We start from the raw sequence: 24,951 nt of genomic DNA, 5'->3' as shown, positions 1-24,951 counted from the left end.
GACTTTAGGCAGTTTTCAGAAGGAAAGAAGGAACCACCATGACCAAGGCCAACCCTACCCATAACCAGCATCTGCAAAATGTCTCAGAGAGCGAGCATCTGGACAAGCTCTCGCGTCGTGGCTTCCTCAGGCTTTCTGGCGTCACCGCTGCCGCCGCAGCGGGCACCTCTTTGCTGAGCGCCTGCGGCCCTGCGGCCCCTGGCGCCTCTGGGTCCGATTCCTCTGACAGCTCCTCCGACTCGTCTGCCGCCACCCTGGGCGACGGCAAGACCCTTCGCGTCGGCATGGAGGTTGCCTACGCGCCCTACAACTGGCAGACCTCCGAGTCTTCTGACACCACCATTCCCGTCGACAACGTCTCCGGTGCCTACGCCGATGGCTACGACGTGCAGTTCGCCAAGGTGATTGCCGAGGCGCTGGGCATGGAGCCCGTTGCCATCAAGATGGCCTTCTCGGGTCTGGTCGACTCGCTCAACAACGGCCAGATCGACATCATCTGCGCCGGCATGTCCGCGACCGAAGAGCGCAAGCAGGCAATCGACTTCTCCGACCCCTACTTCGTCGGCGGCTTCGGGCTGCTCGTCAAGAAGGGCTCTCCCTACGCAAGCGCCACCTCGCTTGAGGATTTCAAGGGTGCCGCGGTCCTGGGCCAGAAGGACACGCTCCTCGACCAGGTCATCGATGACATTCCCGAGGTCAACCACCTGACGCCGGTCGAGACCGTCCCCAACATGATTTCCCAGCTCAACCAGGGGACATGTGACGCCATCACCTTCAACACCGAGAGCACCAAGAGCTTACTGCGCGCCAACCCCGACCTCGTCGCCGTCCAGTTTGACGAGGGCAAGGGCTTCAAGGAGACCGTCCCCGTCAACGCTGGCATCAAGAAGGGACAGGACGCCGTCCTGAAGAAGATCAACGACGCGATTGCCGCCTACTCGGACGACAAGCGCCAGGAGATCTTCGACGCCTGCGTCGATCGCACTCCCGAGTAAGAAGCACTTCTCCTCTCAACCGCACGTACTGCGGCGCGCGCCCGAGAGACATGGGTCTTGCGGGCGGGCGCCGTTCCCGTTAACTCGAAAAAGGAGGTTGCGACGCAATGAGCAGCAACCACGAGGGCTCTGACCCCTCCCTCCCCGCACAGTCAAGGGGCGACAGGCACGGCTTCGCCGGCTTTGTGCTCAACGATCATCGCTACGTATTCCTGGGAACGAGCGCCATCGCGCTCGTCGGCATGTGGCTCTCCATGCAGCCGCGCAGCGACATGAGCTTCCTCGCTCAGTCCTATGCCGTCGAGGTGGTCCTGTACTACGCGCTCGCGCTGTTCCTCGCCGTGGCGGCCGTCGCCCTGGTCAACAAGCTCGTCAAGTGGCGCGACTATGCAACCACGTCCCCACTCGCGCGTCCTGCCGCCCGCCGCGCCGAGCGCATCGCGTCGTACGTGGTCGCCGCGATCACCTGCGTGCTCTTCGTCGACCGTGCGGTCATGGGGTTCGCCTCGGTCGTTGGTGCCGCCATCGCGTCCGACTCCACCCCCCAGGGCTTCCTGCCCGGCGCCGTCTACATGGTCTTCGAGGGTAGGGACATCTTCGTTCAGGGCATCCTCACGACCATCGAGCTTGCCCTTTTCGGCACCATCATCGCCTTCTTCCTGGCGATACTCCTGGTCTTCCTGCGCATCCAGCAGATCGATCGCCCGGACAACGACGCCGTCCGTTTCTTTAAGGTCCTGGGCGTCGGTTTCGCGCGCGTCTACTCTGCCGTGGTGCGCGGCACGCCGATGATGGTCCAGTCCCTTCTCATCTACTTCGCGGGCTTCGCGGTCCTGCGCGGCACCGGCATGTCCGCGTCGCAGATTGGCGCCATCTGGTCCACGTTCGTCGCGGGCCTGGTCACCATCTCGCTCAACTCGACCGCCTACATGATGGAGGTCCTGCGCGGCGGCATCGAGGCCGTCGACGACGGCCAGACCGAGGCCGCGCGCTCGCTGGGCCTCTCGCAGTGGCAGGCGATGACCAAGGTCGTCTTCCCGCAGGGCATCAAGAACGCCGTCCCCGCCCTCTCGAACGAGCTCGTCATCAACATCAAGGACTCCTCGGTCCTCTCGGTCATCGGCGTGTTCGACCTCATGTTCGCGACGACCACGGTCGCCGGCATCTACTACCGACAGCTCGAGGTCTACGCCGTTGCCACCCTGTGCTACCTCATCCTCACGATGGTGGCCAGCAAGCTCCTCTCGATGCTTGCGCTCCGACTCGACGCCTCTGACCCCGGCCCCGTGCTGAGCACGTCCGACGTGACGTCCACCGCCGGCACGGCGGGCGGCAAGGCCGATCCCAGGAAGGTCAAGCTGGACGAGCACCACAAGGGCGCGCACGGCAAGAAGCCGTCGTCCAAGAGGTAGGGGAGAAGAACAATGACTAACGCTTCCAACAACGGCTCCGCCGAGCCCATCATCCACGTCGAGGGCCTGCGCAAGTCGTTCGGCTCCCACGAGGTCCTGAAGAACATCGACTTCAAGGTCATGCCGGGCGAGGTCGTCACCATCATCGGCGCCTCGGGCTCGGGCAAGTCGACGCTGCTGCGCTGCATCAACCTGCTCGAGACGCCCGACTCCGGGCACGTGTGGTTCCATGGCCAGGACCTTGCCGCCGAGCACGTGGACGTGAACGCCCTGCGCGAGAAGATCGGCATGGTCTTCCAGAGCTTCAACCTGTTCAACAACCTCAACGTGCTGGACAACTGCACCCTTGCGCCCATTACCCTCAAGAAGATGGGCAAGGCCGAGGCCGAGGCCGAGGCCAAGCGCAACCTCGAGGCGGTCGGCCTTCTGGACTTCGCGAGCGCCCCCTCGACCTCGCTCTCGGGCGGCCAGAAGCAGCGCGTCGCCATCGCCCGCGCGCTTTGCATGAAGCCCGACCTCATGCTGTTCGACGAGCCGACCTCCGCCCTCGACCCCGAGATCGTGGGCGAGGTCCTCAACGTCATGCGCGACCTTGCGGCCCAGGGCATGACGATGGTCGTCGTGACGCACGAGATGGACTTCGCCAAGAACGTCTCGGACAAGGTCGTCTTCATGGACCAGGGTGTCATCGCCGAGCAAGGCAGCCCGAGCAAGCTCTTCACGAGTCCTGAGCACCCGCGCACCCGGGAGTTCCTCTCTCGCTATCTCGAGGACACCGGAGTCGCATAGGAGGCAGGGCATGGCACAGGTATGGAAGTTCTTCTCGCACGAGGATGACTATTCCGACATGAGCGAGGAGGGGGCATGCGCCCGACTGGGGCGCGCCCTCTCGATCAAGACCGTTGACGGACCCACGCGCGACACGACGGACTGGTCGACGTTTGACGAGCTCGAGGCGCACCTTCGCGCATCGTTCCCGCTTACGTTCGGGCGGGCTGCGGTCGAGCACGTCGACCACTCGCTCATGCTCACCATCAGCGGAGAAGACCCCTCGCTTCTGCCCGCGCTCTTCATCGCGCATATGGATGTCGTTCCCGTGGTCGAGGGGACGGAGGACGACTGGGAGCACGATGCGTTCTCGGGGCACGTGGACGACACCTACGTCTGGGGCCGCGGTGCCCTCGACATGACCGACCAGCTGATGGGCGAGCTCGAGGCGACTGAGTACGCGCTCGCCCATGACTGGCGCTTCAGGCGCACGCTCATGCTGTGCTTCGGCCAGGACGAGGAGATGGCCCAGTCGGGAGCCCGCGCCATGGGAAGGCTGCTCGAGGAGCGCGGCCTTCGCTTCGAGTACCTGGTTGACGAGGGCGACTACAACATCGTCGACACCGGCATCTACGGCGCCCCCGGCCGCTTTGGCATGCGCGTCAATCTGTGCGAGAAGGGCTATGCCGACGTCCGCCTGACCGTCCGCAGCGCCGGTGGCCATTCGTCCAACCCGTTTGGGGGGACGTCCCTGGCGACGCTGTCCGAGGCGATCGCCCGCATCTCCCGACGGGAGTGGCCCGTCGAGCTCATCGACATCAACCGCCGCATGCTCGAGTGCTTGGCGCCGACCATTACGGCCGAGCCCCTGGCGTCGCTCGTGCGTGGCGGCCGCGCGGCGATTGACGCAAACGCCGACGCCATCGCCCGCGAGTTCGCGAGCCGTCGCGAGCTGTACCCGTTCGTCACCACCACCTGCGCGCCCACGATGATCGAGGGCGGGTCCCAACAGGCGAACGTCATGCCGCAGGACATGAGCGCCACCATCAACTTTCGCCTGCTTCCGGGCGTGACGACCGCCGACGTCCTGCGTGCCGTGAGCGAGGACGTCGCGGGGCTTCCCGTCGAGGTCGAGCTGCTGAACGACGCGGCCAACGACCCGTCCGCCACGTCGCGCTCCGACGGCTACGGCTTCCGGAAGCTCGTGGACGTCGCAAGCCGCTACTTCGTGGACCCCCAGACCGACGAGCCGCTCGCACTGATTCCCGCCATCGTATCGGGCGCGACGGACGCTAGTATGTATGAGCGCGTCTGCGACACGTGCATGCGCTTCTCGGCATTCGTGGCCGACGCCGACGAGGTCGCTCGCGGCGTCCATGGGACCGACGAGCGCATCACCAGACGCGCGTATCTGCAGGGAATCAGATTCTTCATTCGTCTCATCCAGGAGACGATGCTCTAGGGGGACCACCGATGGCCGATGTCAGCGTCGTTTGTGCCGACCACGTCTATGTGAGCGAGGGGAGGCCGGACGAGCGAGCCGCGCTTGTGATGGAGGGCTCGCGCATCAAAGCCATCTGCAGCCCCGAGGAGGCCGCGGCGCTTTCGGGCGACGCCCCGGTCCGCGACTATGGCGACGCATTCGTCTGCCCCGGCTTCCACGACGCGCACCAGCACGTGTTCCACACGGCGCTCTTCGACTCGGACCTCGCGTGCTCCTTCCCGGGGCACAGCGAGGCCGAGTGCGTGGAGCACCTGCGCGCCTTCGCGCGGTCGCATCCCGGCGACGGGTGGCTGGTGGGCCAGGGCTGGCGTGCCGACCTGTGGGAGCCGGCAGCTCCGCCCACGCGCGACTCCCTTGACGCGGCCTTTCCCGACCGCCCGGTGGCCATGTACTCCGGGGACCTGCACACGCTCTGGCTCAATAGCGCGGGCCTGCGCACGTTGGGCATCACGCAAGAGACCGAGCCGCCCCGGGGTGGCGTGTTCTCGCGTGACGAGGGTGGTCGCCTGACGGGCGTGCTTCGCGAGGCCGCCGGCATGGTCTACGTCGCGAAGGTCTTCGCGAGCCTGCCGCGAGCCGGCGTCATGCGAGCCTACGAGGACTACTTCCAGAGGTGCCTGTCGCAAGGAATCACGAGCGTGTGCGACATGGCGCTTTCGGCCCTGCCGGGCGCCGACTACGTGAACGATGACATCTACGAGGAGCTGCTCGCCCAGGGTCGCCTGCCGCTGCGCGTCAGCATGTTCCCGCAGAACGTGGGCGACTTCGATCGCATCGAGGGCCTGCAGTCCCGCCTGGGCGGGGACCTCCTGCGCGCTCCGGGCACCAAGCAGTTCTTCGACGGCGTCTCGAGCGCGCACACGGCCTGGCTGCACAAGCCCTACGCGAACCCCTACTTCGAGGGCGACTGCGGTCGCCCGACCGTGGACCCCGAGGTCATGCGCAAGTATGTCCTGGGCGCGGCGGAGCGGGGCATCGCGACGCGCATCCACACCATCGGGGACCGCGCGATTTCCGTGGCCATCGACATCTTCCGCGAGGCGCTCCAGAAGTACGGGCGTCCTCGCCAGGGGATGAACTCCATCGAGCACGTCGAGAACCTGACGCCGGACGACGTGCGGGCCATGGCCGACATCGACCTGGTGGCCTCGGTGCAGCCGCAGCACGTCGTGATCGACGTGACGCAGCCCGAGCGCGACCTGGGGGCGGAGCGCGCGGGCTTCATGTGGCCCTTCGCGAGCTATGAGCGCGCGGGCGTCACCATGGCCTTCGGCACGGACAGCCCCTGCGTCCCCAACAGCGCCATGCAGGTCCTGAGCTGCGCCGTCACCAGGGAGCAGCCCTGGGACAACCAGCCGGCGGGCGGCTGGCTTCCCCGGGAGCGCATCGGCATGGCCAAGGCCATCGACGCCTACACGCGGGGCCCGGCCCGTGTGGCCGGCCGCGAGGCCGACCTGGGCACGCTCGAGCCGGGCAAGCTCGCCGACTTCGTCGTGCTCGACCGCGACCTCATGCAGGCCGACCCCGAGCAGATCCAGGACGTGCGCGCGACGGCCACCTACGTGGGCGGCGTGCTGGCCTGGGAGCGATAGCGGGCGCGGCAGGAAGCCCTTCCTGCCCGCCACACGACGTCCGCACGTTTTGGGTACCATCGTGTGAAACCCAACGGCCAAGGAGGACCAATGCAGGACGGATTCGTAAGCGTCGCGGCTCGCACCCCGCGCGTGAGGGTGGCGGACGTCGACTTCAACGTCGAGGCCTGCGAGCACGAGGTGACGGACGCAGCGCAGGGCGGCGCCAAGATCGTGGTGCTGCCCGAGCTGGCCGTGACGGGCTACACCTGCGAGGACCTCTTCTGGCAGGACAAGCTGCTGCGCGCGGCCGAGAGGGGCGTCGCCCGCCTTGCCCAGAGGGTCGCCGCCCTGGACGTCCTGGTTCTGGTCGGGACTCCGGTGATCGCTGGGAACAAGCTCTACAACTGCGCGGTCGCGCTCAAGGGCGGCCGCGTCCTGGGCATCGTTCCCAAGACGTTCATCCCCAACTACAACGAGTTCTACGAGGCCCGGCACTTTGCGAGCGGGCCGCGGGAGGTCTCCTACGTCGACTTCGCGGGCGAGAAGGGCGTCCCCTTCGGCACGAGCCAGCTGTTCTCGTGCGAGAGCGTGCCCAACCTCGTCGTCGCGGCGGAGGTCTGCGAGGACCTGTGGGTGAGCGAGCCTCCCTCGATCGCGCATGCGCGCGCCGGCGCAACGGTGATCTGCAACCTCTCGGCCTCCAATGCCATCGTCGGCAAGGCGTCCTACCGCCGCGACCTTGTGGTGGGGCAGAGTGCCCGCCTGGTCTGCGGCTACGTCTACACCAGCGCCGGCTGGGAGGAGTCCACGCAGGACGTCGTCTTCTCGGCCCATGACATGGTTGCCGAGAACGGGACGCTGTTGGCCGAGGGCGAGCCCTTCGGCCACGCGCAGGCCCAGAGCGAGATCGACGTCGACATGCTCGCGGCCGAGCGCAGGCGCCTCTCCACGTACGAGGCCGCGCCGTCGCCCGAGGCCGCGGGCTACGAGGTCACGCCCTTCTCCCTTGAGGTGGGGCAGACCAGGCTGTCGCGTCGCGTCGACCCCCATCCGTTCGTGCCCGCGAGCGCCCGGCGCCGCAACGAGCGCTGCGAGGACGTCCTCTCGATCCAGTCCTATGGCCTGGCCAAGCGCCTGTCGCACACGCATGCGGGCTCCGCGGTGATCGGCGTCTCGGGAGGCCTCGACTCGACGCTCGCCCTGCTGGTAACCGCTCGCGCCTTCGACCTGCTCGGTCTCGACCGCTCGGGCATCATCGCCGTCACCATGCCGGGCTTCGGCACCACCGAGCGCACGCACGGCAACGCAACCGTCATGGCCGACGCCCTTGGCGCCACGCTGCGCGAGGTCTCGATAGCCGCGTCCGTGCGCCAGCACTTTGCCGACATAGGCCACGACGAGTCCGACCACTCCGTCACGTACGAGAACGCGCAGGCGCGCGAGCGCACGCAGATTCTGATGGACATCGCGAACCAGGAGGGCGGCCTGGTCGTGGGTACCGGCGACCTCTCGGAGCTCGCGTTGGGCTGGGCGACCTACAACGCCGACCACATGAGCATGTACGGCGTCAACGCGTCCATCCCCAAGACGCTCGTGCGCCACCTGGTGCGCTATGTGGCCGACACCTGCGGCTCGCGCGAGCTGGCCGACGTGCTCATGGACGTGCTCGACACGCCCGTCTCGCCCGAGCTCCTGCCCGCCCAGCAGGACGGCACCATTGCCCAGTGCACCGAGGACCTCGTCGGTCCCTACGAGCTGCACGACTTCGTGCTCTACCAGGTGCTGCGCCGCGGCTTCGGGCCGCGCAAGGTGTATCGCCTCGAGCGCTACGCCCTGGGCGAGAGCTACGACGACGCGACCATGCTCAAGTGGCTCAAGACCTTCTATCGGAGGTTCTTCGCGCAGCAGTTCAAGCGCAGCTGCCTGCCGGACGGGCCGAAGGTCGGCTCGGTGGCCGTCTCTCCCCGTGGCGACCTCCGTATGCCCTCGGACGCCTGCGCGACCCTGTGGCTTAAGGAGCTTGAGGGACTCAACTAGGCCAAAGGGCAATAAAATACCAGCTCAGAGCCTACTTCTTGTCGGTGAGAAAATCTAAGTGTTGCATGTAAGATTTTTTCAATATCGTTGTATAAGACTTCCATTCTGGGTATGATTCACAACGTTGGAAAAGCGGGGTGCGCAACACCGCGTTGCCCTGCGCTGCGTCACGCGCCCCAGCGCGCGTTTCTAGGAGGTTAGCTATGACTCTCAAGCCTTTGGGCGATCGCGTCCTCGTCAAGCCTGCTCCCAAGGAGGAGAAGACTGCCACCGGTCTCTACATCTCTTCCGGCGCACAGGAGAAGCCGCAGCGCGGCGAGGTCGTCGCGGTCGGCGCCGGCAAGACGAACGAGAAGGGCGAGCGCGTCGCTCTTGACGTCCAGGTTGGCGACCAGGTCTACTACGGCAAGTTCGGCGGCAACGAGGTCAAGCTCGACGGCGAGGATTTCCTGCTGCTTCGCGCGGATGACATCTACGCCATCATCACCGAGTAACTTCGCGTCCCTTTGACGCTTCCGGGGCTTGGCCCCGCCCACTGATACTTTCATTTGGAGGAACAAGAACATGGCAAAGGACATTGCTTTCGGCACCGACGCCCGCGCTAAGCTCGCCAAGGGCGTGAACACGCTTGCTGACGCCGTTACTACCACGATGGGCCCCAAGGGTCGCTACGTTGCCCTCGAGCGCTCCTTCGGCGCTCCCACGATCACCAACGACGGCGTCTCTGTCGCCAAGGAGATCGAGCTCAAGGACCCCGTCGAGAACATGGGCGCTCAGCTGGTCAAGGAGGTTGCCACCAAGACCAACGACACCGTCGGTGACGGCACCACCACCGCGACCCTGCTTGCCCAGGTCATCGTCAACGAGGGCCTGCGCAACGTCGCCGCTGGCGCCAACCCCATCGCCATCCGTCGTGGCGTCGACAAGGCCGTCAGCGCCGCCGTCGAGCAGATGAAGTCCGCCGCCCGTGACGTCTCGACCTCTGAGCAGATCGCTTCCGTCGGCACCATCTCTGCTGGCGACCCCGCGATCGGCAAGAAGATCGCCGAGGCCATGGAGGTCGTCGGCAAGGACGGCGTCATCACGGTCGAGGACTCCCAGACCTTCGGCATCGACATCGACACCGTCGAGGGCATGCAGTTCGACAAGGGCTACATCTCCCCGTACTTCGCCACCAACAACGACACGATGACCGCCGAGCTCCAGAACCCCTACATCCTGATGACCGATCAGAAGATCTCTAACATCCAGGACATCCTTCCGGTTCTCGAGGCCATCCAGAAGTCTGGCTCCCCGCTGCTCATCATCGCCGAGGACGTCGACGGCGAGGCTCTCGCGACCCTGATCCTCAACAAGCTCCGCGGCACCCTGAACATCGCCGCCGTCAAGGCTCCCGGCTATGGCGACCGCCGCAAGCGCATGCTCGAGGACATCGCCATCCTCACCGGTGGCCAGCCTGCGATGAAGGAGCTCGGCGTCGAGCTCACCGACATCACCGCCGAGATGCTCGGCCGTGCCAAGTCGGTCAAGATCACCAAGGACAACACCACGATCGTCGACGGCGCCGGTGCCAAGGAGGCCATCGAGGACCGCATCAACCAGATCAACTCCGAGATCGAGCACACCGACTCCGACTTCGACCGCGAGAAGCTCCAGGAGCGCAAGGCCAAGCTGGCCGGCGGCGTTGCCGTCATCAAGGTCGGCGCCGCGACCGAGGTCGAGCTCAAGGAGGTCAAGCACCGCATCGAGGACGCGCTCCAGGCTACGCGCGCTGCCGTCGAGGAGGGCATCGTCGCGGGCGGCGGCGTCGCGTTCCTGCAGGCCGCCAAGAGCCTCGATGCCGTCGAGACCTCTGACAACGACGAGCTGATCGGCGTCGAGATCATCCGCAAGGCACTCTCTGCCCCCGTCAAGACCATCGCCCAGAACGCTGGCTTCGAGGGCTCCGTCGTCGCCGAGAAGATCAAGGGCCTGCCCGAGGGCGAGGGCCTCAACTCCGCCAACGGCGAGTGGGGCAACATGATCGAGATGGGCGTCCTCGACCCCGTCAAGGTCACCCGCACCACGCTCCAGAACGCAGCCTCCGTTGCCTCCCTCATCCTCATCACCGAGGCAACCGTCTCTGACGAGCCCAAGAACACCAGCATCGAGGAGGCCATCTCCGCCGCCGCTGCCCAGGGCGGCCAGGGTGGCATGTACTAAGGCCACCACGCCCCGAGCGTAGGCAAGCCATAAGGCATTCGGACCCCGGCCGTGCTGGGCGAGAAGGTCAAGTCCTTCTCCCCGTGGCCGGGGTCTTCTTATGCTTGGGCGCATCTGGCGTGGGATTTCTTGCTGCGCTCAATCTGCGATGCGCGCGAAGGAGCACCCCGGTTGCCGTTCGTGCTGGTACAATCAACACTTGTGAAGAGTGAGGGGGAGATGCATGGCCGAGCATCGCGACATGATTGATGACCTGATCGACATCCAGAGCGACTGGAGGGCCGTCTCCAATCCGTTGGGCAACATTGCCGGCACGCTGGCGGCCAACCCCGAGGACGTCAAGGTCTTCGACCCCTCCGAGTACAAGGGCCGTCCCCGCGCGAACTCGCTCTTCTGCGTCCGGGTCGCCGCTCGGGACGAGGCCGCCTGCTCGCGCTGTCTGGACGTGTGTCCGGTGAGCGCCATCGCGATCGAGGGCTCGTCGGTCAAGGTCGATGACTCCTGCCGCAAGTGCGGGCTGTGCACCTCGGTCTGCCCGACCGAGGTGTTCCTGGTCCAGAAGATCATGGCCAAGGCGCTCTACGACAAGGTCGCGCGCGTGGCCAGCGCCTATGAGCAGTGCTACGTCACCTGCACCCGAGCCATGGGACGCCTTCACCGGCTGCCCAAGGACAACGAGATCGTCCTGCCGTGCGTCGGCGCCATGTCGGCCGAGCTGTGGTTCTCCCTGCTGACCGAGTACGACAACCTGAGCGTGTACCTGCCCGTCGGCATCTGCGACAAGTGCCGCACCACCACCGGCGAGGAGTGCTACGTCAACCAGATCGGCCAGGCCGAGGAGTGGAGCGGCCGCTCCGTGGGGCTCGAGGTGGACGAGGCCGCCCTCAACCACGAGCAGACGCGCGCCTACAAGCGCAGCCAGTTCATGGGAAGCATGGCCAATGCCGGCAAGTCCCTGGTGGCTGCGTCCAATCCCGCGCTCGCGGGCGCCGCGGCGGTCGCCAACAAGATCAAGCGGCACTCGAACCAGATCTACGAGATGCAGCGCTCGCTCGAGCGTACGGTGGGTGAGAAGACCCAGGCAAACAGGCGCCGCATCCTCACCCAGAACCGCAAGGCAACCCTCACCGCACTCCAGGCGCACCCGCGCCTGGCAAGGCGCCTCGACCTGAAGGTCCCCGCCTGCGACGCGTCGCTGTGCACCATGTGCGGCGACTGCCTCAAGGCCTGCCCGCAGCACGCCTGCGACCTCGACGCGCAGGGGCGCTTCTCGGTCGAACCCGCTTATTGTGTCAACTGTGGCGCCTGTGCCGTCGCATGCGAGGAGGGGGCGCTTACGATGGTGTCCTGCGACCCCGCGGCCCTCGTCGTCGTGGACGAGGAGGCCGAGCGCAAGAAGCGCGCGGCCGCCAGGCAGCGCGCCAAGATCGCCGAGGCCAAGGAGCGGGGCAAGAAGCAGCTGAACAAGGTGCTTGACGGCCTCGAGCGCCTTGCGGACGAATAGCGAGCCGTATCGATAGCCGCCCTCGGACGGCATGACCAAGCAGGAGATGAAGAAGTGGCACTTTCGATTGGTATCGTGGGTCTCCCCAACGTGGGCAAGTCCACGCTCTTTACCGCACTCACCAAGAAGGGTGGCCTCGCCGCCAACTACCCCTTCGCCACGATCGACCCCAACGTGGGCATCGTCGACGTTCCCGACGAGCGCATCGACGAGCTCGCCAAGATGGTCAACCCCGAGAAGCTCGTTCCCGCCACCGTCGAGTTCGTGGACATCGCGGGCCTGGTCAAGGGCGCAAATGCCGGAGAGGGGCTTGGCAATCAGTTCCTCGCCAACATCCGCAACTGCGATGCCATCTGCGAGGTCGTGCGCTTCTTCAAGGACCCGGACGTCATCCACGTCGATGGCCGCGTCGACCCCACGGCTGACGCCGACACCATCCAGACCGAGCTGATCCTGGCTGACCTTGGCTCGCTCGAGCGCTCCATCCCCAAGCTCGAGAAGGAGGCCAAGCGCGACAAGGACCAGAAGCCGCGCCTGGACATTGCCAAGCGCCTTCAGGACTGGCTGAACGAGGGCAACCGCGCGGCGACCCTCGACATGACCGACGACGAGCGTGCGGCCGCGCACGACCTGTTCCTGCTGACGATGAAGCCGATTCTCTACGTGGCCAACTGCGACGAGGACCAGCTGCACGACGAGCCGGTCATCGACGGCCAGAAGGCGATTCCCATCTGCGCAGAGGTCGAGGCCGAGCTGAGCGAGCTCGACGCCGAGGAGGCCGCTGAGTACCTGGAGTCCCTGGGCCTCGAGCACTCGGGTCTCGAGACGCTTGCACGGGCCGCCTACCGTCTGCTGGGCCTGCAGTCCTTCTTCACGGCCGGTCCCAAGGAGGTCCGTGCCTGGACCGTTCGCATTGGGGCCAAGGCCCCCGAGGCGGCAGGCGTCATCCACTCCGACTTCGAGCGTGGCTTCATCAAGGCCGAGACCATCGGCTACGACGACTACGTGACGCTCGGGGGAGAGCAGGGCGCCAGGGAGGCCGGTCGCCTGCGCATGGAGGGCAAGGACTACGTCGTCCAGGACGGTGACGTCATGGTCTTCCGCTTCAACGTCTAGCCTCGCTCGCGCTGCGGCCTGCCCCGTGACGGGGGTGGGCGCAGGGCAACCGATCGTTTCCAGGGGAGTCCCTACGGGGACTCCCCTTTTTCTAGGCTGTGCCATCGTGCGTACCCCCTATGAGTCTTGGGGAGAGAGACGTTCTGGGCAAGCGTCGGCCACAGACCATGGTTGGTCTGGCGCCACAAAAGGCGCGCCTCCCAAGGGGAGGCGCGCCTGTGGGCCTAGCCTGAGATGCCGAACTAGGAGTAGTCGGAGCCGATGACGACAACGACGTCGACGATGGTGCTCACGCTTCCGTCGTTCTTGACGGGCTCGACGTCCAGGCCGAGCTTCTCTGCGACGCCCATAGCCCTGGCCAGGTTGTCGCCGTTGTAGTAGATCTTCGTCGTCTTCGTGTTGCTGTCGGCGTTGTCGGCGGCGGCGGTGAAGCCGGCGCCGTTGAGCTTGTTGGCGACGTTGGAGGCGACGCCCGAGACGCCGGATGCGTTGAGGACCGAGACGTTGCCGTTGTGGATTGGCGTCACCGAGCTGGAGTCGCCAGAGCCGGAGCCATCGCTGGAGCCGACGGTGCTCTGGCCGACGGAGCCAGCAACGCCCGCGGTGAAGTCGTCGCTGGAGGAGTCGTAGGGCGGCTGGCCGCTGTCGACGCGCTTCATGATGGCCTTCCACTTCTCGGTGTCGCAGATCTCGTACCACGTGTTGTTGACGTACTTCGAGATGGTGGGGCACTGGCCGGAGTAGATGTCGTTGCTGACGTCGATGCCGGTGAACTGGGTCGCCAGGCTGACGATGGCGCCCACGTCCATGTCGGTCTTGACGTAGCCGGCCATGGTCGAGATGGAGTTGGCGATGGTCAGCGGGTCGGAGCCCATGACCTTGTCGACGACCGATCCGATGAGCATGCGCTGGTTGGCCTCGCGGTAGAAGTCACCGCCGCCGTACTGGTCGTAGCCGTGGCGGCAACGGCCCAGCAGGCCCGCGGTCGTGCCGTCGAGGTGCTGCTTGCCGGCGGGCAGGTCGAGCCCGGTGTAGTTGGGGTCCTGTACGGCGACGGGAAGGTCGACGTCGACGCCGCCGATGGAGTCGACGACCTTGGCGAAGCCGTCCATGTCGATCTCGGCGTAGTGCGAGATCTTGATGCCGGCGAACTGCTCGACCACCTGGGTGGCGTACGCCGCGCCGCCGTAGGAGTAGGCGGAGTTGATCTTCTGCTTGCCGTTGGCGCCCATGTCGACCATGGTGTCGCGCGGAATCGAGACAAGCGTGACCTTCTTTTGGGTCGGGTCGACCCTCGCAAGGATGATCGTGTCGGTGCGGTAGTTGCTGTAGCTCTCGCCGTAGTCGGCGCTCTGGGCGCGCTCCTCGTCCTTGTCGATGCCCAGCAGGAGCATGTAGAACGGCTCGGAGTTGTTGGTGTCGCTCAGGACGTTGAGGAGGTCGCTGTCGACGCCCCGGGTAATCTTGCCGTTGATGTTCGCGATGAACGCCGCGACGGCCACGGTTCCGCTCACCAGCAGGGCGAGCGCGGCGATGCCGATGGTGCGCAGCACGCGGTGCTTGCGGCGGTTCTGCCTGCGCTTGGCGGTGTAGTGCGCGAGTCCGTTGGTTCGAGAGTACTGGGACGCGTCATCGGTGCTCGAGAACCTGCTGGACGATGCGAATGTCGCGTTGGAGCGGGCCATCTGCTCCTCGTGGGACATGTGCGAGTGCTTGCTGTGTGCTCCCAAAATTGCTCCTCATGGCTCGGGCGGCGCGCTGCCGCCTGGCCGGAAATCGCAGTAGTAGCAACTATTACAACCAACTAAGTTTAGCCGCTCGGTACAGTCACCGCACGAAGAACATAAAGCACAAGGTAATCAAGTAAATCTTGGCCCAGAAAGGCGTGGTAGGGGAGCCGCCATAGGAGGAGCCTATGTCAACGGATGCAATTTGGATGCGAAAGGGGCGCACGGCGGCCGTTTTTGCGGGGGAGGGGTGCCGTGGGGACGGGGAATGTCTGTACTTCTCGCGAGAGCCGCCCCAAGGCGTCAATTACGTGTCATTATTTGCAGGTAGACTCAATGATCAGCAAACACCCGTTGCGTTGGCATCAGTGGAGGAATGCATGCAGACTTCTAGGCCCAAGCAGTTTGTCGCCGTATTCGACTTCGGCGCTCAGTATGGTCAGCTCATCGCCCGCCGCGTGCGCGACCTGAACGTCTATTCCGAGATCGTCCCCTGCGACATCTCGGCGGACGAGCTTGCCGCCATGGCTCCCTCGGCAATCATTCTCTCCGGCGGCCCCGCATCCGTCTACGCCGACGACGCGCCCGACATGGACAAGAGGATCTTCGACCTCGGCCTGCCGATCCTCGGCTTCTGCTACGGCCAGCAGATCATGGCGGTCAAGCTGGGCGGCAAGGTCGGTCACACCAAGAAGGGCGAGTACGGCCCCGCGCAGCTCACTCGCAGGGGCGAGAGCCGCATCCTCGACGGCACGCCCGAGACCCAGACCATCTGGATGAGCCACCGCGACGCTGTCAGCGAGGTTCCCGAGGGCTTCTCGGTCACCTCGGTCACCGAGACCTGCCCTGTCGCCTCCATGGAGGACGCGAGCCGCAACTTCTATGCGACGCAGTTCCACCCCGAGGTGCGCCACTCCGTCCACGGCAACGAGATGCTGAAGAACTTCCTGTTCAACGTCTGCGGCCTGGACAAGACCTGGACCATGGACAACATCATCGACGACAAGGTCGCCCAGATCCGCGAGCAGGTTGGTGACAGGAAGGTCATCCTGGCCCTCTCTGGCGGTGTCGACTCCTCCGTCGTCGCGGCTCTCGTGCACCGCGCCATTGGTGACCAGCTGACCTGCGTCTTCGTCAACCACGGCATGCTCCGCAAGGGTGAGCCCGAGATGGTCGAGGAGGTCTTCCGCAAGCAGTTCAACGTGCCCCTGGTCCACGTCCACGCCGAGGAGCGCTACGCCAAGCTGCTTGCTGGCGTCACCGAGCCCGAGAAGAAGCGTCGCCTGATTGGCACCGAGTTCTGGAAGGTCTTCTTCGACGAGGCCCAGAAGATCGGTGACGTCGAGATGCTCGCGCAGGGCACCATCTACCCAGACATCATCGAGTCCGGCGCCCGCAAGACGGGCGGCAAGGCCTCGACCATCAAGAGCCACCACAACCTGATTCCGTTCCCCGACGGTGTCCACTTCGACCTCATCGAGCCGCTCGACCACTTCTTCAAGGACGAGGTCCGCGAGCTCGGCGTCAGCCTGGGCCTGCCCGCCAAGATGGTCTACCGCCAGCCGTTCCCCGGCCCCGGCCTGGCCATCCGCATCATCGGCGACGTCACACCCGAAAAGCTCGAGATCCTGAAGAACGCCGACGCCATCGTGCGCGAGGAACTCGATGCCTACAACGAGCGTCTCTTCGAGGAGACGGGCGACCGCAATTCCGAGCACAGCTGCTGGCAGTACTTCGCCGTCCTGCCTGATATAAAGTCCGTCGGTGTCATGGGAGACGAGCGCACCTACCAGCGTCCGGTGATCGTCCGCGCGGTCGAGTCCTCCGATGCCATGACCGCCGACTGGGCGAAGCTTCCCTACGAGGTCATCGGCAAGATCTCCAGCCGCATCGTCGATGAGGTCGCCGGCGTCAACCGCGTCGTCTACGACGTGACCCCCAAGCCGCCCGCGACCATCGAGTGGGAATAGCGGGAACTGGCTTGTAAGCTCGCGTTTTAGTACCGCTGAGTACCGTCTGGTACTGTTTCGACGTCGCCATAGAGCAAAGCCACCAGCGAAATAACGGGAATAACGGCCTCCGAATCCTCTGGTTCGGAGGCTTTCTTTTTGCATGCCTACCTGGGAATACAGCTCAATTATTCCCGTATGCCCCTACAGGGTGGTACGGCGGAGTACTCGGCGGTACGGGAATAATAGTGCCCTGCGGGAATAATTCACAATTCGGGTCCCCGGGGGCAATTTCGAGCGGCCGAGAGTGAGTCCCTATCTCTTTATTTGGGGCAGTTGGTGTTTTCACGCAATCGTAATGCAGCTCATATTATGGTGTGGGCATGCCCAAATAGGTTTGGACAGCAATTACAAGCAAGCCGCCAATTACGGCGGTAATGATTGGAACAATTAAATTCCAAGCGATCTTACTGCCTATCGGCTCTTCATTCTTGGCTGGGGGTTCCACCTGAATATGCAAAACGCTGCTATTGATCTCGCTGTTAATGCGATTGATTTTAGAGGCACTCCTAGTTCCGGGATCTATTACGAGCCCGTCAAGGCAACCAAATTCTTCTTCCAATAGAAGCAATGATTTAAGAATCCGATTTTTGATTTCAGCAAGCGCATTTCGTATGAAAGATTTAGGAATAGTTTGACCTATGGAAAAGCACTGGATGCCGCCGTTTGTGTTCTTGCTTACCTCGTTCGCAAAGATCGAACGATCTAGGTGAACTGAAGGATCCGAGCCTTCGAGAAGCTCCTCAAGGGCGGTGATGCCTTGGGTAAAGCGAATATCTACGATTTGCTCCAGTACATCTCCGCCAAAACAACTGGGGTCGAGGGGAACGTTCTTAACCTGATTGACATAATTATTTATTCCCGAATAAGTGAAGCTAATACTCTTCGTATGCCTGTACTCTGGCACCTCGGCTTCTGAGGAATAACCGACAATCTCATTCTCGGCCCATTTTTCCAGCTCTTTGTTTCTTAGATCGTGGGCTAAAACCTGAAGCCTCATAAGCGACTGGCAGAGATTCACATCGTCATCAATGATTGCTTTTATGATTGTGCTTCTCGCCATACTATCCCCGTATCGATAAGCCGGTTAAACTATTTTGCCTAGTTTGGATTCTCGAGTTCGTGAGCCGCGCGAGTCGACATCTAGCGTCATCATCCCTAAAGGATTCGGACGTCAATCCTTTGAGAATCGATGCGATATGACCATTGCACGGTATGCCACTATGGTCTCTCTACAAAGGTTGTTCGAGTTTGCCGAAGCCCTTTTCCCTATTATAAGCTATGCATATTTGTACAAATGGCTTAATGGCTCACGATATTAGAGCTTGCTGGATGGTGGAGCTGGCTTCAAACGGGTACTTTTCAGGTGTCGAAACCTATTGCTCTTTAGGCGGAATCGTCACGGCCTATTGCGGGTGCGGCGTACGCATCGGAAGGATCGAAGACCGCGAATACCTGGATTCAGACATGTGACCGACAAAGCGTATTCTTCTGCTAAGATGAAGCCCCTAGGTCACTGTTGTGACGGATGCCTTTTGACCTGTATAATTAGTTATCACTAAAGCCACTGGCTACGATTCGCTTCGTAAAGCAGGCGGCAAAGAAGATAGTCGACCGTTTCGGCATTCCATCTGTGCAGTTCTAAGCCCCCAAACCCTTCCTTTGTGATTCTGAGACAAAAAGGAAACTGCGGGCTTGTGGTTTCGAAATAGTATGCGCAATTAACCCATGTTTTGTCTCAAACGACCACGCGAAGATACGTGGCGGGATTTCGTGGCAAGGCAGTCAAAACCGGCAACCCAATCGGAGTTGGCAGGAAGGGCGCTACGCTAATCGAGTGGAAAAGAGTAGGCGCAGCTTCCTCAAGACCGAGGATTGAGAGAATCGATCGTTGGAGCTGGCTCGCGATAATTGCCCAAAGCTTGTCCTTACCTGTGTGGATCCGATCCAGATGCGCGCGGTATCATCCGCGAGCGCGCGCCTGAGCTCGTCGCGAACGGCCTCGACTTTGGGCCGAGGACGTTGTGAGCATCAAATGAGGGCATAGGCTTAAGGTAAAACTTAAGGTGATGCGCGTGTGAAACCGGATCGGGAACGGGTCGTCGGGGTCCTTGGCGAGAGCTGGTACATTGCGTCGCGGCCTATGCGCAGCATCGTGCATGCCTCCTTGGCGCCGAATATCGCGTTGGTCGATGTGGGCTGGCTACCCTGATATGGACAGTTCCGTGAGGGGCGCGAGAGACGGGACTCCGGGGAGATCTCCGAGGAGGAGTACCTCGACTGGAAGCGCGGGTTCAGTCGAGCATGACCCCATCTCTGTCTCTTTTGCTTTATTCTGATTTGTTGAGAAGCCGGCATTTGGGGGGCATTTTGGATAGCGAACAGTTCAAACAAGAAGCTGAGAAAATAGAACAAAGCTTGAGTGCCTTGAGAGTCGCTGAGCGCAATGCAGTGATTCCCTTCATGAACGGTGACTTTACCCAATGGGATCTATATCTGGCATCCTCCTCTGAGTATGCGATGAGACTGATAGACGGATTCATCTCCATGCTCGAGTCGAGGAATCTTGTTTGCGTCGCCCAGCTTCTCCGCGCACAGGTTGGAGTCTGCCTGAGGACATTCGCGTTATTCGCCGCGGAAGACCAGGATGACTTTCTCAAGCAGGTGTTTCAAGGTGTGCCTGCGAAAAAGCTGAAAGATTTCTCGGGTGAGAAGATGTCCGATGGAAGACTTCAAGACCTACTTGAGAAGTTCGATCCAAAGGTAAAAGATGTATACAAGGTGACGTCTGGATTCGTTCACTTCTCCACTGATATTCTGTCGAGCATGGGTGTGCCTGGGGAGGACTATGAGGTCGAGTTTAATTTTGGAGCCGAGCCCAACGAGAGAAACAATGTGCCTCTCGTGGAATGCGGCAAGGCGTTCTGCCACTATGTCGACCTGCATCTCCAGATGCTCCATGAGGTGATTGCTTCGGATGAATGGTATGCCAATCGATTCCGTATCGATTCCGATGGTCCTGCAGACGAAGCCTCGACAAGCGAGAAGGTGTAGGTCGAACGCATTGACGCTGCCTTGACAGCGTCCCGATATAATAACGAAGGGGAGGTTCCCTGCGAAATGTGCGCCTCTGTATATTCTCGCTAGGAAGCCCCCGACCGATAAGCCGTCGTTGAGTTCAATTTGAGCTCAGCTTGGGTACCCGAAAATCGCCCAACTCTGATAAAAGGGGAGACGACGGTACACCACGTAGACGAGAGGTTATGGAAGTGCACGATTTGATTACCGAGTGGGAATAGCTGCGCACATTATCGCGAGGTTCATTTCGTAGTCTGTTTTTTATCCAGTGGCTTCGGTTAGCCCGGTTTTTCACCCAGCAAACCTGCAAGTCACTGGATTTCTTATTCCGAGAAGGTAATGGGAGCGTCACACGTATCTGGTTGGATGCTATATTGAAAATGAGCTCGGCCCAGTAGTGAACTGGAGCCTCGTCGACAAAGAGGATTGTCTGCTCGCCATGGAGAACGCGGCCCCATCCGCGACACCAAAATAAAGGCGATGCTCAAGGAAGCTCTTACCGACAAAATCGACGACCGTCAGGCCTGCGCATGAGGGGGGTTGACGCCAGCTACGGCTGTGAGGGTTACAGTACGTACGGCATGGATACGTTGTAATGCCATATCAATGCGAAATCGTTGCTCTAGCAGACAACTGTTAGCACCTCATCAAAATGCAACAGCAAAGGACGCATGAATTGACAAGCAGCTTAAAAAAGATCGTTTACTTTGACCGAGAAACCATAAGCAACGCTCTGCAAAGAGAGAACAGAGGCGCTGTCCAAAAAATCAATTCTCAAAGTACAAGCACAGTTCTTGATGGAGATATAAACGCAGAATCCCGCTTTTCCACATCATTGGGAGTCCCATTTGTCGGAAGGCTCAAGTTCTTGTTCAGCGGAAAAATCGAATTGCAATATCTTCGCGAATGGGACAGCAGAACGACCGTAACCTCGACAGATATCAGCATGTTTCGCACTATCGAAAGCAGCCTCACTCAATTCGACAAAGTCCAGCTCCATGACGTGAAGAACTCACTGACGTCATTCAGAGTAGCTGCAACCTTTCTTAAGCTCGTGAAATCCAACGATCAAAATTTCAACACTAGTGAAGCTGAAGATTTGTTGTGCTCGATGGAAGGGTATGACTTATACGACATCGGAGACAACCGATATGTCAGATTTAACCAAAAGGCATATTTGAGCAACTATAAAAGAAACGACATATCAATGTCCGTCCTCGACCTGTATTGCATACGAATTGGCGACTACCCTCTCGATAGCTTCGATTATCTAAAGAAGTTGAATTCCATGCAGTCGCTGTTTGATGTCCCCACCATACAAGGTAAAACCCTAGAAGACATCTACTTCTCCAACAGTTCATCAGAGGCAGAGCAGCAGCCTAATATCGGAAGCAGGCAAAACGACCGGCTTATAAAGCTGTATGACGTTTTGTGCGCCTATGTAAGCGAACAATAATATGCGTAGTTACACCATCATCATCGGCTCGGTTTCATTTTTCGAGAACAGCCTCCAAGAGCTGTCTGCAGAAGGAGAAGAGTTTAATGACGTCATTACGTTATTCGATACTGCAAGAAACGCCGGAAAATCAATCGGAGAAGTAAGCTCCCTCATTGTGCGGAACAACCACTACCATGGAATCGCAGAAAGCGCCCATGCTCGTCTTGGTGGTTTAATTGAAGACGTTACGGAAAGTGATGCATGCATATACATACACAACCCGACCAGCGTTCTTCTTCGCTACATACGGCGCGAGCATGAAGCCGGGAGTTGCGACCTAAATATAATCGAAGAACCGAGATCCTCTCTGGCGGGAATATCCGATGTCCAAAGAAAGATCGAAGACGTCAAGCGGCAAATCGTCGGGCAGGACAATGCCTTGGAGGAAATAGCCAAAACGCTAAATTACTTGGCAAACACCAAGCGAAATAAGCCTTACGTATTAATGCTATATGGAAATAGCAGCTTGGGAAAAACCGAAACCGCAAAAGCAATAGCAGATACGTTCTTTGACGGAAAGATGATAGAGCGCCACCTTTCGATGTTCGAAGAATTTTCCCTTGCGAATTCGGATTATCTTTTTGGAGGAAGACCTAACGTCAACTCTTTAGGGTACGAACTAAACGAACGTGAATCAAACCTTTTATTTTTCGACGAGATGGACAAATGCGGAGCGTCGTATCGATCAGCATTCTATTCCTTGTTCGACAGCCCAACTTTCATCGACACAACCTACGAAGTTGACATAAGTGGCCTTCTAATCGTGCTGACTTGCAACTTCCTTAGTGAAGAAGAAATTAAGAAAAACTTAGGGGATCCAATATATTTCAGAATTGATAAGAGTGTTTATTTCGAAGACTTCTCTCCGAATGATTTATTAAAGATCTTAGAAATAGAAACAGACAAGCAGTTGTCATCGGTTATCAGCGGCACGGACATGGATCGCCAAAAAGTGATGCAGCTGGCGGCAAGGAAGATTCTCGTCGCCGAATCAAACGGAAGAACTATTCAAGCTGCTGTCCGCTCAACCATAGAAAGTCTTTTATATGAAAGCGACCCATGCAAGTAATATCGCTTTGGTTGTACAACCGAAAGGCATACGGAAAGCGCCTTCCCGATAATGTGCGATAAGCGCCACTTGACTTTCCACTTTCAACTGCTCGGACATAAGCGCGAGCCATTAGCAACCTACTAGTCAAGGTGAAGACCCTTCGCTTTGCCTGAATTACCCCGCATGCTTCTGTGACGTCGAAGCGACGCACAACTAGCGTAATATCGCAAGCGTCAAAACCGCCGCGTAGCCAAACAAGAAAACTCCTGGAGGTGTTTGGAATCCTCCAGGAGTTTTCTCGCCGCTCGAAGCGCGTCTCCGCCTCATCCGCGCGACGCTGGCTTCTTGCTTGAGCCGACTCCCGCTTCATTGCTTCCCGCTGTGCCGCGAGAGCCTGCTGCGCCTTGGTGCTCACCGCGGGCCGTTTAAGGGCTTTCGCCGCCTCGCGGGCGCGCCGCTTGGGGTTCTTCGCGGGATTGCTTGTTTCAGTGGACTCATCGCCGAAGAACGAGAGCTTCTCCCATTCGCTTGTAACGATCGCAGGATCTCCTCATCGGACGGCTCCGCGCCGAAGACGATGCGGGCGGCGCCGTATCTGCCGTCCTCGACATGCTCCGCCAGTCCGACCCAGAATTGGCCGTCGTGATATACGGTCAGGGTGGACGACACACTGATCTGCATGGCTGGTTTCTCCTTTATGTAGATGACCATGCAGTGAAGGGACAACCAAGGAGGCAGGTTACTGATGCGGACTCCCGCACGCCCACGACTACCCGACGGGGATGAAGGCGGTTCGATCTAGGTCAAGCCGGTCGCTCGTTCATGAAGCGGCCGATGGCTGCGTTCATGAACGAGCGACTGATTCCCTGAAGATAAAAGGCGCCCATGAGGACACCTACAGGCTATCTTCGAACTACTTGATTTGGAGTAGACAGAGGAAAAAATAGGGCAGAATCGCTTTCACGATCCTGCCCCGCAAACCCGAGGGTTTCTAATAAGTAGCTATTATGCAGCTAAACGCCCCATTGTCAATCCCGCGGGTATTTGGGTGCACGCGCATTGATCGTGAACGGTGATACCCGCGCTGCTGGAAAGAGGGGCTACCTGAGCCAAGCCTCGAAGACCCTCGCGATGAAGTCGTGCGACGAGGTTATTGAGGTGCTGCTCGCGTACCAGTCGCCGTGAAGCTTGGATCTATCGGCAAGTGCGAGTAGCCTCTCGGGGGTTCCCTCCGCTTTCTCCCTGGGAACGAATCTGGAGTAGGCGTAAGCTAGAACGGCCATCTGCAGGATGCGCGGATTGCGCATCTTCGAGCGCCTGAGGCGCTTGGACATGCCGATTTCGCCGCGAGCCGCGGCCAACGGTGCCGGGTACCTCAGCTGCGGTGCGCTCAACGGAGAGTCAAACCCGTTCACGATGGCGCTCGAATGCGCTGCGGCGTTTCGCAGCGAGTTCGCGCGCCTGAGCATGTAGTGTTCGTCCCTCATCCCGGAATTGCCCCACCGATTGGCGCAGAAGAGGTAAAAGTCGGCGAAGGCGCCGAAGGACGAAAGTTCAAGAAACACTCACGCCGGCATCTCGCCAATCGGGTATCTCGAGACGAGCGGTCCCAGGCAGGCATCTTTCTGCAGACGCCTGAGCTCGCCTTCCCTGCGGTTGCGGTCGCCGTGGTTGAGGGCGGCGAGGTAGTCGGAAAGGATCGAGTAGCCATCCTCGCCCGGCTTCTCGGTAATGCGCTCGATTAGTCTGGTCTTCGCGGAGCTCTCCACATCGAGAGTCAGGGGCAGCAGGAAGCCGCGAAGCTCGCGATCGATGGCGGCGAGGTCGACAAGGTGCCCGAAGTCGAGCCCGGCGTATTGGCCGTCTCGCGGCCTGCCCACGCGTTTGGGGAACAGCACGCGGTAGGCAGCGAGTCTGAAATAGTGGTCTTGGCCGGCCAGGATGCGTGCGGTTCCGCTTCGGCGCACAGCTCGAAGGAGACGCCCCTCTGCTTCAGGTGCATGATTTGCTGCTCTATTGTGAGGATGGGCTTCCTGTTTTGGCCGTCTGCCATCGTCAATCTCCTGTCATTGATTTGAGAATCCTATTCTACCGGCATGTTTGCTCTGAACCCTGAAGACCCGTTCGCCAACTCATAAGCAAGCCACCTGAGACTACTCACTTTGTTCACGAATGGCGAAGACCTGCGACCTGGGGTTTTGCGAGCGGTGCGCAAGCCACCCGCGTTAATTCACTTGCGATTGCAGCTGGCGGCTTGCAGACTAAAGGGCGTTTGAGTTTCAAAACGGGCGTTTTCGGCGCTATCGAGCCTCCAAAGGCAGCCAATCGCGGCCTTTGGGACAAAAACAAAACTCAACGTCCTGAGTTTGAAAAAAGTTTTTGAAGTTGTCCCAGCTTTTGTCCCCGAGGCCGACGAAGCACGACATGGCGTTACCTGGCGACACTCGATTCGAGACGGCACCGAAAACTGGGCGCA

At 60.8% G+C, this 24,951-nt stretch carries 18 protein-coding genes and 2 pseudogenes; 15 read left to right on the top strand and 5 right to left on the bottom strand.

The features are described 5' to 3' along the window. The first annotated feature begins 38 nt into the window (after positions 1 to 38). The 10 genes from B5D13_RS07800 (at position 39) to ychF (ending at position 13,112) form a co-directional block, all read left to right on the top strand. Positions 39 to 995: a transporter substrate-binding domain-containing protein gene (locus tag B5D13_RS07800; protein ID WP_078687759.1), complete on the top strand. Its 957-nt coding sequence runs from the start codon at positions 39 to 41 to the stop codon at positions 993 to 995. A 107-nt stretch (positions 996 to 1,102) separates the two neighbouring features. Further along, positions 1,103 to 2,407 (top strand): amino acid ABC transporter permease, encoded by a 1,305-nt coding sequence (locus B5D13_RS07795; RefSeq protein ID WP_078687758.1) that lies wholly within the window; start codon positions 1,103 to 1,105, stop codon positions 2,405 to 2,407. Positions 2,408 to 2,419: 12 nt separating this feature from the next. After that, on the top strand, positions 2,420 to 3,196 hold the full coding sequence (locus B5D13_RS07790) for an amino acid ABC transporter ATP-binding protein (protein WP_304528589.1): 777 nt from the start codon (positions 2,420 to 2,422) through the stop codon (positions 3,194 to 3,196). 10 nt (positions 3,197 to 3,206) lie between these two features. Continuing rightward, positions 3,207 to 4,637, top strand: a complete 1,431-nt coding sequence (locus tag B5D13_RS07785) for a M20/M25/M40 family metallo-hydrolase (protein WP_078687757.1) — start codon at positions 3,207 to 3,209, stop codon at positions 4,635 to 4,637. A gap of 11 nt (positions 4,638 to 4,648) precedes the next feature. Continuing rightward, positions 4,649 to 6,271 (top strand): amidohydrolase, encoded by a 1,623-nt coding sequence (locus B5D13_RS07780; protein WP_078687756.1) that lies wholly within the window; start codon positions 4,649 to 4,651, stop codon positions 6,269 to 6,271. 90 nt (positions 6,272 to 6,361) lie between these two features. After that, the gene (locus B5D13_RS07775; RefSeq protein ID WP_078687755.1) at positions 6,362 to 8,290 is read left to right on the top strand and encodes an NAD(+) synthase; all 1,929 of its coding nucleotides are present in this window, start codon (positions 6,362 to 6,364) and stop codon (positions 8,288 to 8,290) included. A 203-nt stretch (positions 8,291 to 8,493) separates the two neighbouring features. Further along, on the top strand, positions 8,494 to 8,784 hold the full coding sequence (groES, locus tag B5D13_RS07770) for a co-chaperone GroES (RefSeq protein ID WP_078687754.1): 291 nt from the start codon (positions 8,494 to 8,496) through the stop codon (positions 8,782 to 8,784). A gap of 70 nt (positions 8,785 to 8,854) precedes the next feature. Then, complete coding sequence (gene groL / locus B5D13_RS07765; RefSeq protein ID WP_078687753.1) at positions 8,855 to 10,492, top strand: chaperonin GroEL; 1,638 nt, start codon at positions 8,855 to 8,857, stop codon at positions 10,490 to 10,492. A gap of 223 nt (positions 10,493 to 10,715) precedes the next feature. Beyond that, positions 10,716 to 11,996, top strand: coding sequence for a 4Fe-4S dicluster domain-containing protein (locus B5D13_RS07760; protein ID WP_078687752.1), 1,281 nt, complete (start codon positions 10,716 to 10,718; stop codon positions 11,994 to 11,996). 54 nt (positions 11,997 to 12,050) lie between these two features. After that, positions 12,051 to 13,112: a redox-regulated ATPase YchF gene (gene ychF, locus B5D13_RS07755; protein WP_078687751.1), complete on the top strand. Its 1,062-nt coding sequence runs from the start codon at positions 12,051 to 12,053 to the stop codon at positions 13,110 to 13,112. Positions 13,113 to 13,354: 242 nt separating this feature from the next. Here the strand turns inward: ychF and B5D13_RS07750 are convergent, their stop codons facing one another. Further along, on the bottom strand, positions 13,355 to 14,842 hold the full coding sequence (locus B5D13_RS07750; RefSeq protein ID WP_180363892.1) for an LCP family protein: 1,488 nt from the start codon (positions 14,840 to 14,842) through the stop codon (positions 13,355 to 13,357). A 377-nt stretch (positions 14,843 to 15,219) separates the two neighbouring features. Here B5D13_RS07750 and guaA point away from each other — a divergent pair, with 377 nt between their 5' ends. Continuing rightward, positions 15,220 to 16,809 (top strand): glutamine-hydrolyzing GMP synthase, encoded by a 1,590-nt coding sequence (gene guaA, locus B5D13_RS07745; RefSeq protein WP_078687749.1) that lies wholly within the window; start codon positions 15,220 to 15,222, stop codon positions 16,807 to 16,809. A 349-nt stretch (positions 16,810 to 17,158) separates the two neighbouring features. Here the strand turns inward: guaA and B5D13_RS07740 are convergent, their stop codons facing one another. Further along, a complete protein-coding gene (locus B5D13_RS07740) occupies positions 17,159 to 17,911 on the bottom strand; it encodes an AbiTii domain-containing protein (protein WP_078687748.1) in 753 nt (250 codons plus the stop codon). A gap of 1,307 nt (positions 17,912 to 19,218) precedes the next feature. Here B5D13_RS07740 and B5D13_RS07735 point away from each other — a divergent pair. The 4 genes and pseudogenes from B5D13_RS07735 (at position 19,219) to B5D13_RS08655 (ending at position 22,493) form a co-directional block, all read left to right on the top strand. Then, positions 19,219 to 19,902, top strand: a complete 684-nt coding sequence (locus B5D13_RS07735) for a hypothetical protein (RefSeq protein ID WP_143786730.1) — start codon at positions 19,219 to 19,221, stop codon at positions 19,900 to 19,902. 350 nt (positions 19,903 to 20,252) lie between these two features. Then, positions 20,253 to 20,522: pseudogene (locus B5D13_RS08810) on the top strand (cell filamentation protein Fic); the annotation flags it as partial. An 80-nt stretch (positions 20,523 to 20,602) separates the two neighbouring features. After that, positions 20,603 to 21,382 (top strand): DUF6414 family protein, encoded by a 780-nt coding sequence (locus tag B5D13_RS07730; protein WP_143327768.1) that lies wholly within the window; start codon positions 20,603 to 20,605, stop codon positions 21,380 to 21,382. Between the two features lies 1 nt (position 21,383). Beyond that, positions 21,384 to 22,493, top strand: coding sequence for an AAA family ATPase (locus tag B5D13_RS08655; protein ID WP_090991488.1), 1,110 nt, complete (start codon positions 21,384 to 21,386; stop codon positions 22,491 to 22,493). On the opposite strand, the pseudogene B5D13_RS08805 reads toward B5D13_RS08655, so the two are convergent. The 3 genes and pseudogenes from B5D13_RS08805 to B5D13_RS08745 form a co-directional block, all read right to left on the bottom strand. Beyond that, positions 22,429 to 23,156, bottom strand: a pseudogene (locus tag B5D13_RS08805) (YjdF family protein). The gene B5D13_RS08655 and the pseudogene B5D13_RS08805 overlap by 65 nt on opposite strands. A 419-nt stretch (positions 23,157 to 23,575) precedes the next feature. Then, positions 23,576 to 23,962, bottom strand: a complete 387-nt coding sequence (locus tag B5D13_RS08750; RefSeq protein ID WP_200802635.1) for a hypothetical protein — start codon at positions 23,960 to 23,962, stop codon at positions 23,576 to 23,578. A 78-nt stretch (positions 23,963 to 24,040) separates the two neighbouring features. Further along, entirely contained in the window at positions 24,041 to 24,442 is a 402-nt protein-coding gene (locus B5D13_RS08745; RefSeq protein WP_200802634.1) for an Abi family protein, read from the bottom strand. Positions 24,443 to 24,951: the final 509 nt, after the last annotated feature.

This window comes from Olsenella sp. KH1P3, from assembly GCF_900167315.1.
Taxonomy (GTDB): Bacteria; Actinomycetota; Coriobacteriia; order Coriobacteriales; family Atopobiaceae; genus Olsenella_J; species Olsenella_J umbonata_A.
This window is presented reverse-complemented; position numbering and strand designations above follow the sequence as displayed.

What these genes read in the sequence shown, in the direction of transcription:
- B5D13_RS07800 (WP_078687759.1), top strand. Translation starts at nt 39, where the DNA reads ATGACCAAGGCCAACCCTACCCATAACCAGCATCTGCAAAATGTCTCA.
- B5D13_RS07795 (WP_078687758.1), top strand. Translation starts at nt 1,103, where the DNA reads ATGAGCAGCAACCACGAGGGCTCTGACCCCTCCCTCCCCGCACAGTCA.
- B5D13_RS07790 (WP_304528589.1), top strand. Translation starts at nt 2,420, where the DNA reads ATGACTAACGCTTCCAACAACGGCTCCGCCGAGCCCATCATCCACGTC.
- B5D13_RS07785 (WP_078687757.1), top strand. Translation starts at nt 3,207, where the DNA reads ATGGCACAGGTATGGAAGTTCTTCTCGCACGAGGATGACTATTCCGAC.
- B5D13_RS07780 (WP_078687756.1), top strand. Translation starts at nt 4,649, where the DNA reads ATGGCCGATGTCAGCGTCGTTTGTGCCGACCACGTCTATGTGAGCGAG.
- B5D13_RS07775 (WP_078687755.1), top strand. Translation starts at nt 6,362, where the DNA reads ATGCAGGACGGATTCGTAAGCGTCGCGGCTCGCACCCCGCGCGTGAGG.
- groES (WP_078687754.1), top strand. Translation starts at nt 8,494, where the DNA reads ATGACTCTCAAGCCTTTGGGCGATCGCGTCCTCGTCAAGCCTGCTCCC.
- groL (WP_078687753.1), top strand. Translation starts at nt 8,855, where the DNA reads ATGGCAAAGGACATTGCTTTCGGCACCGACGCCCGCGCTAAGCTCGCC.
- B5D13_RS07760 (WP_078687752.1), top strand. Translation starts at nt 10,716, where the DNA reads ATGGCCGAGCATCGCGACATGATTGATGACCTGATCGACATCCAGAGC.
- guaA (WP_078687749.1), top strand. Translation starts at nt 15,220, where the DNA reads ATGCAGACTTCTAGGCCCAAGCAGTTTGTCGCCGTATTCGACTTCGGC.
- B5D13_RS07740 (WP_078687748.1), bottom strand. Translation starts at nt 17,911, where the DNA reads ATGGCGAGAAGCACAATCATAAAAGCAATCATTGATGACGATGTGAAT.
- B5D13_RS08655 (WP_090991488.1), top strand. Translation starts at nt 21,384, where the DNA reads ATGCGTAGTTACACCATCATCATCGGCTCGGTTTCATTTTTCGAGAAC.
- B5D13_RS08750 (WP_200802635.1), bottom strand. Translation starts at nt 23,962, where the DNA reads ATGAGGGACGAACACTACATGCTCAGGCGCGCGAACTCGCTGCGAAAC.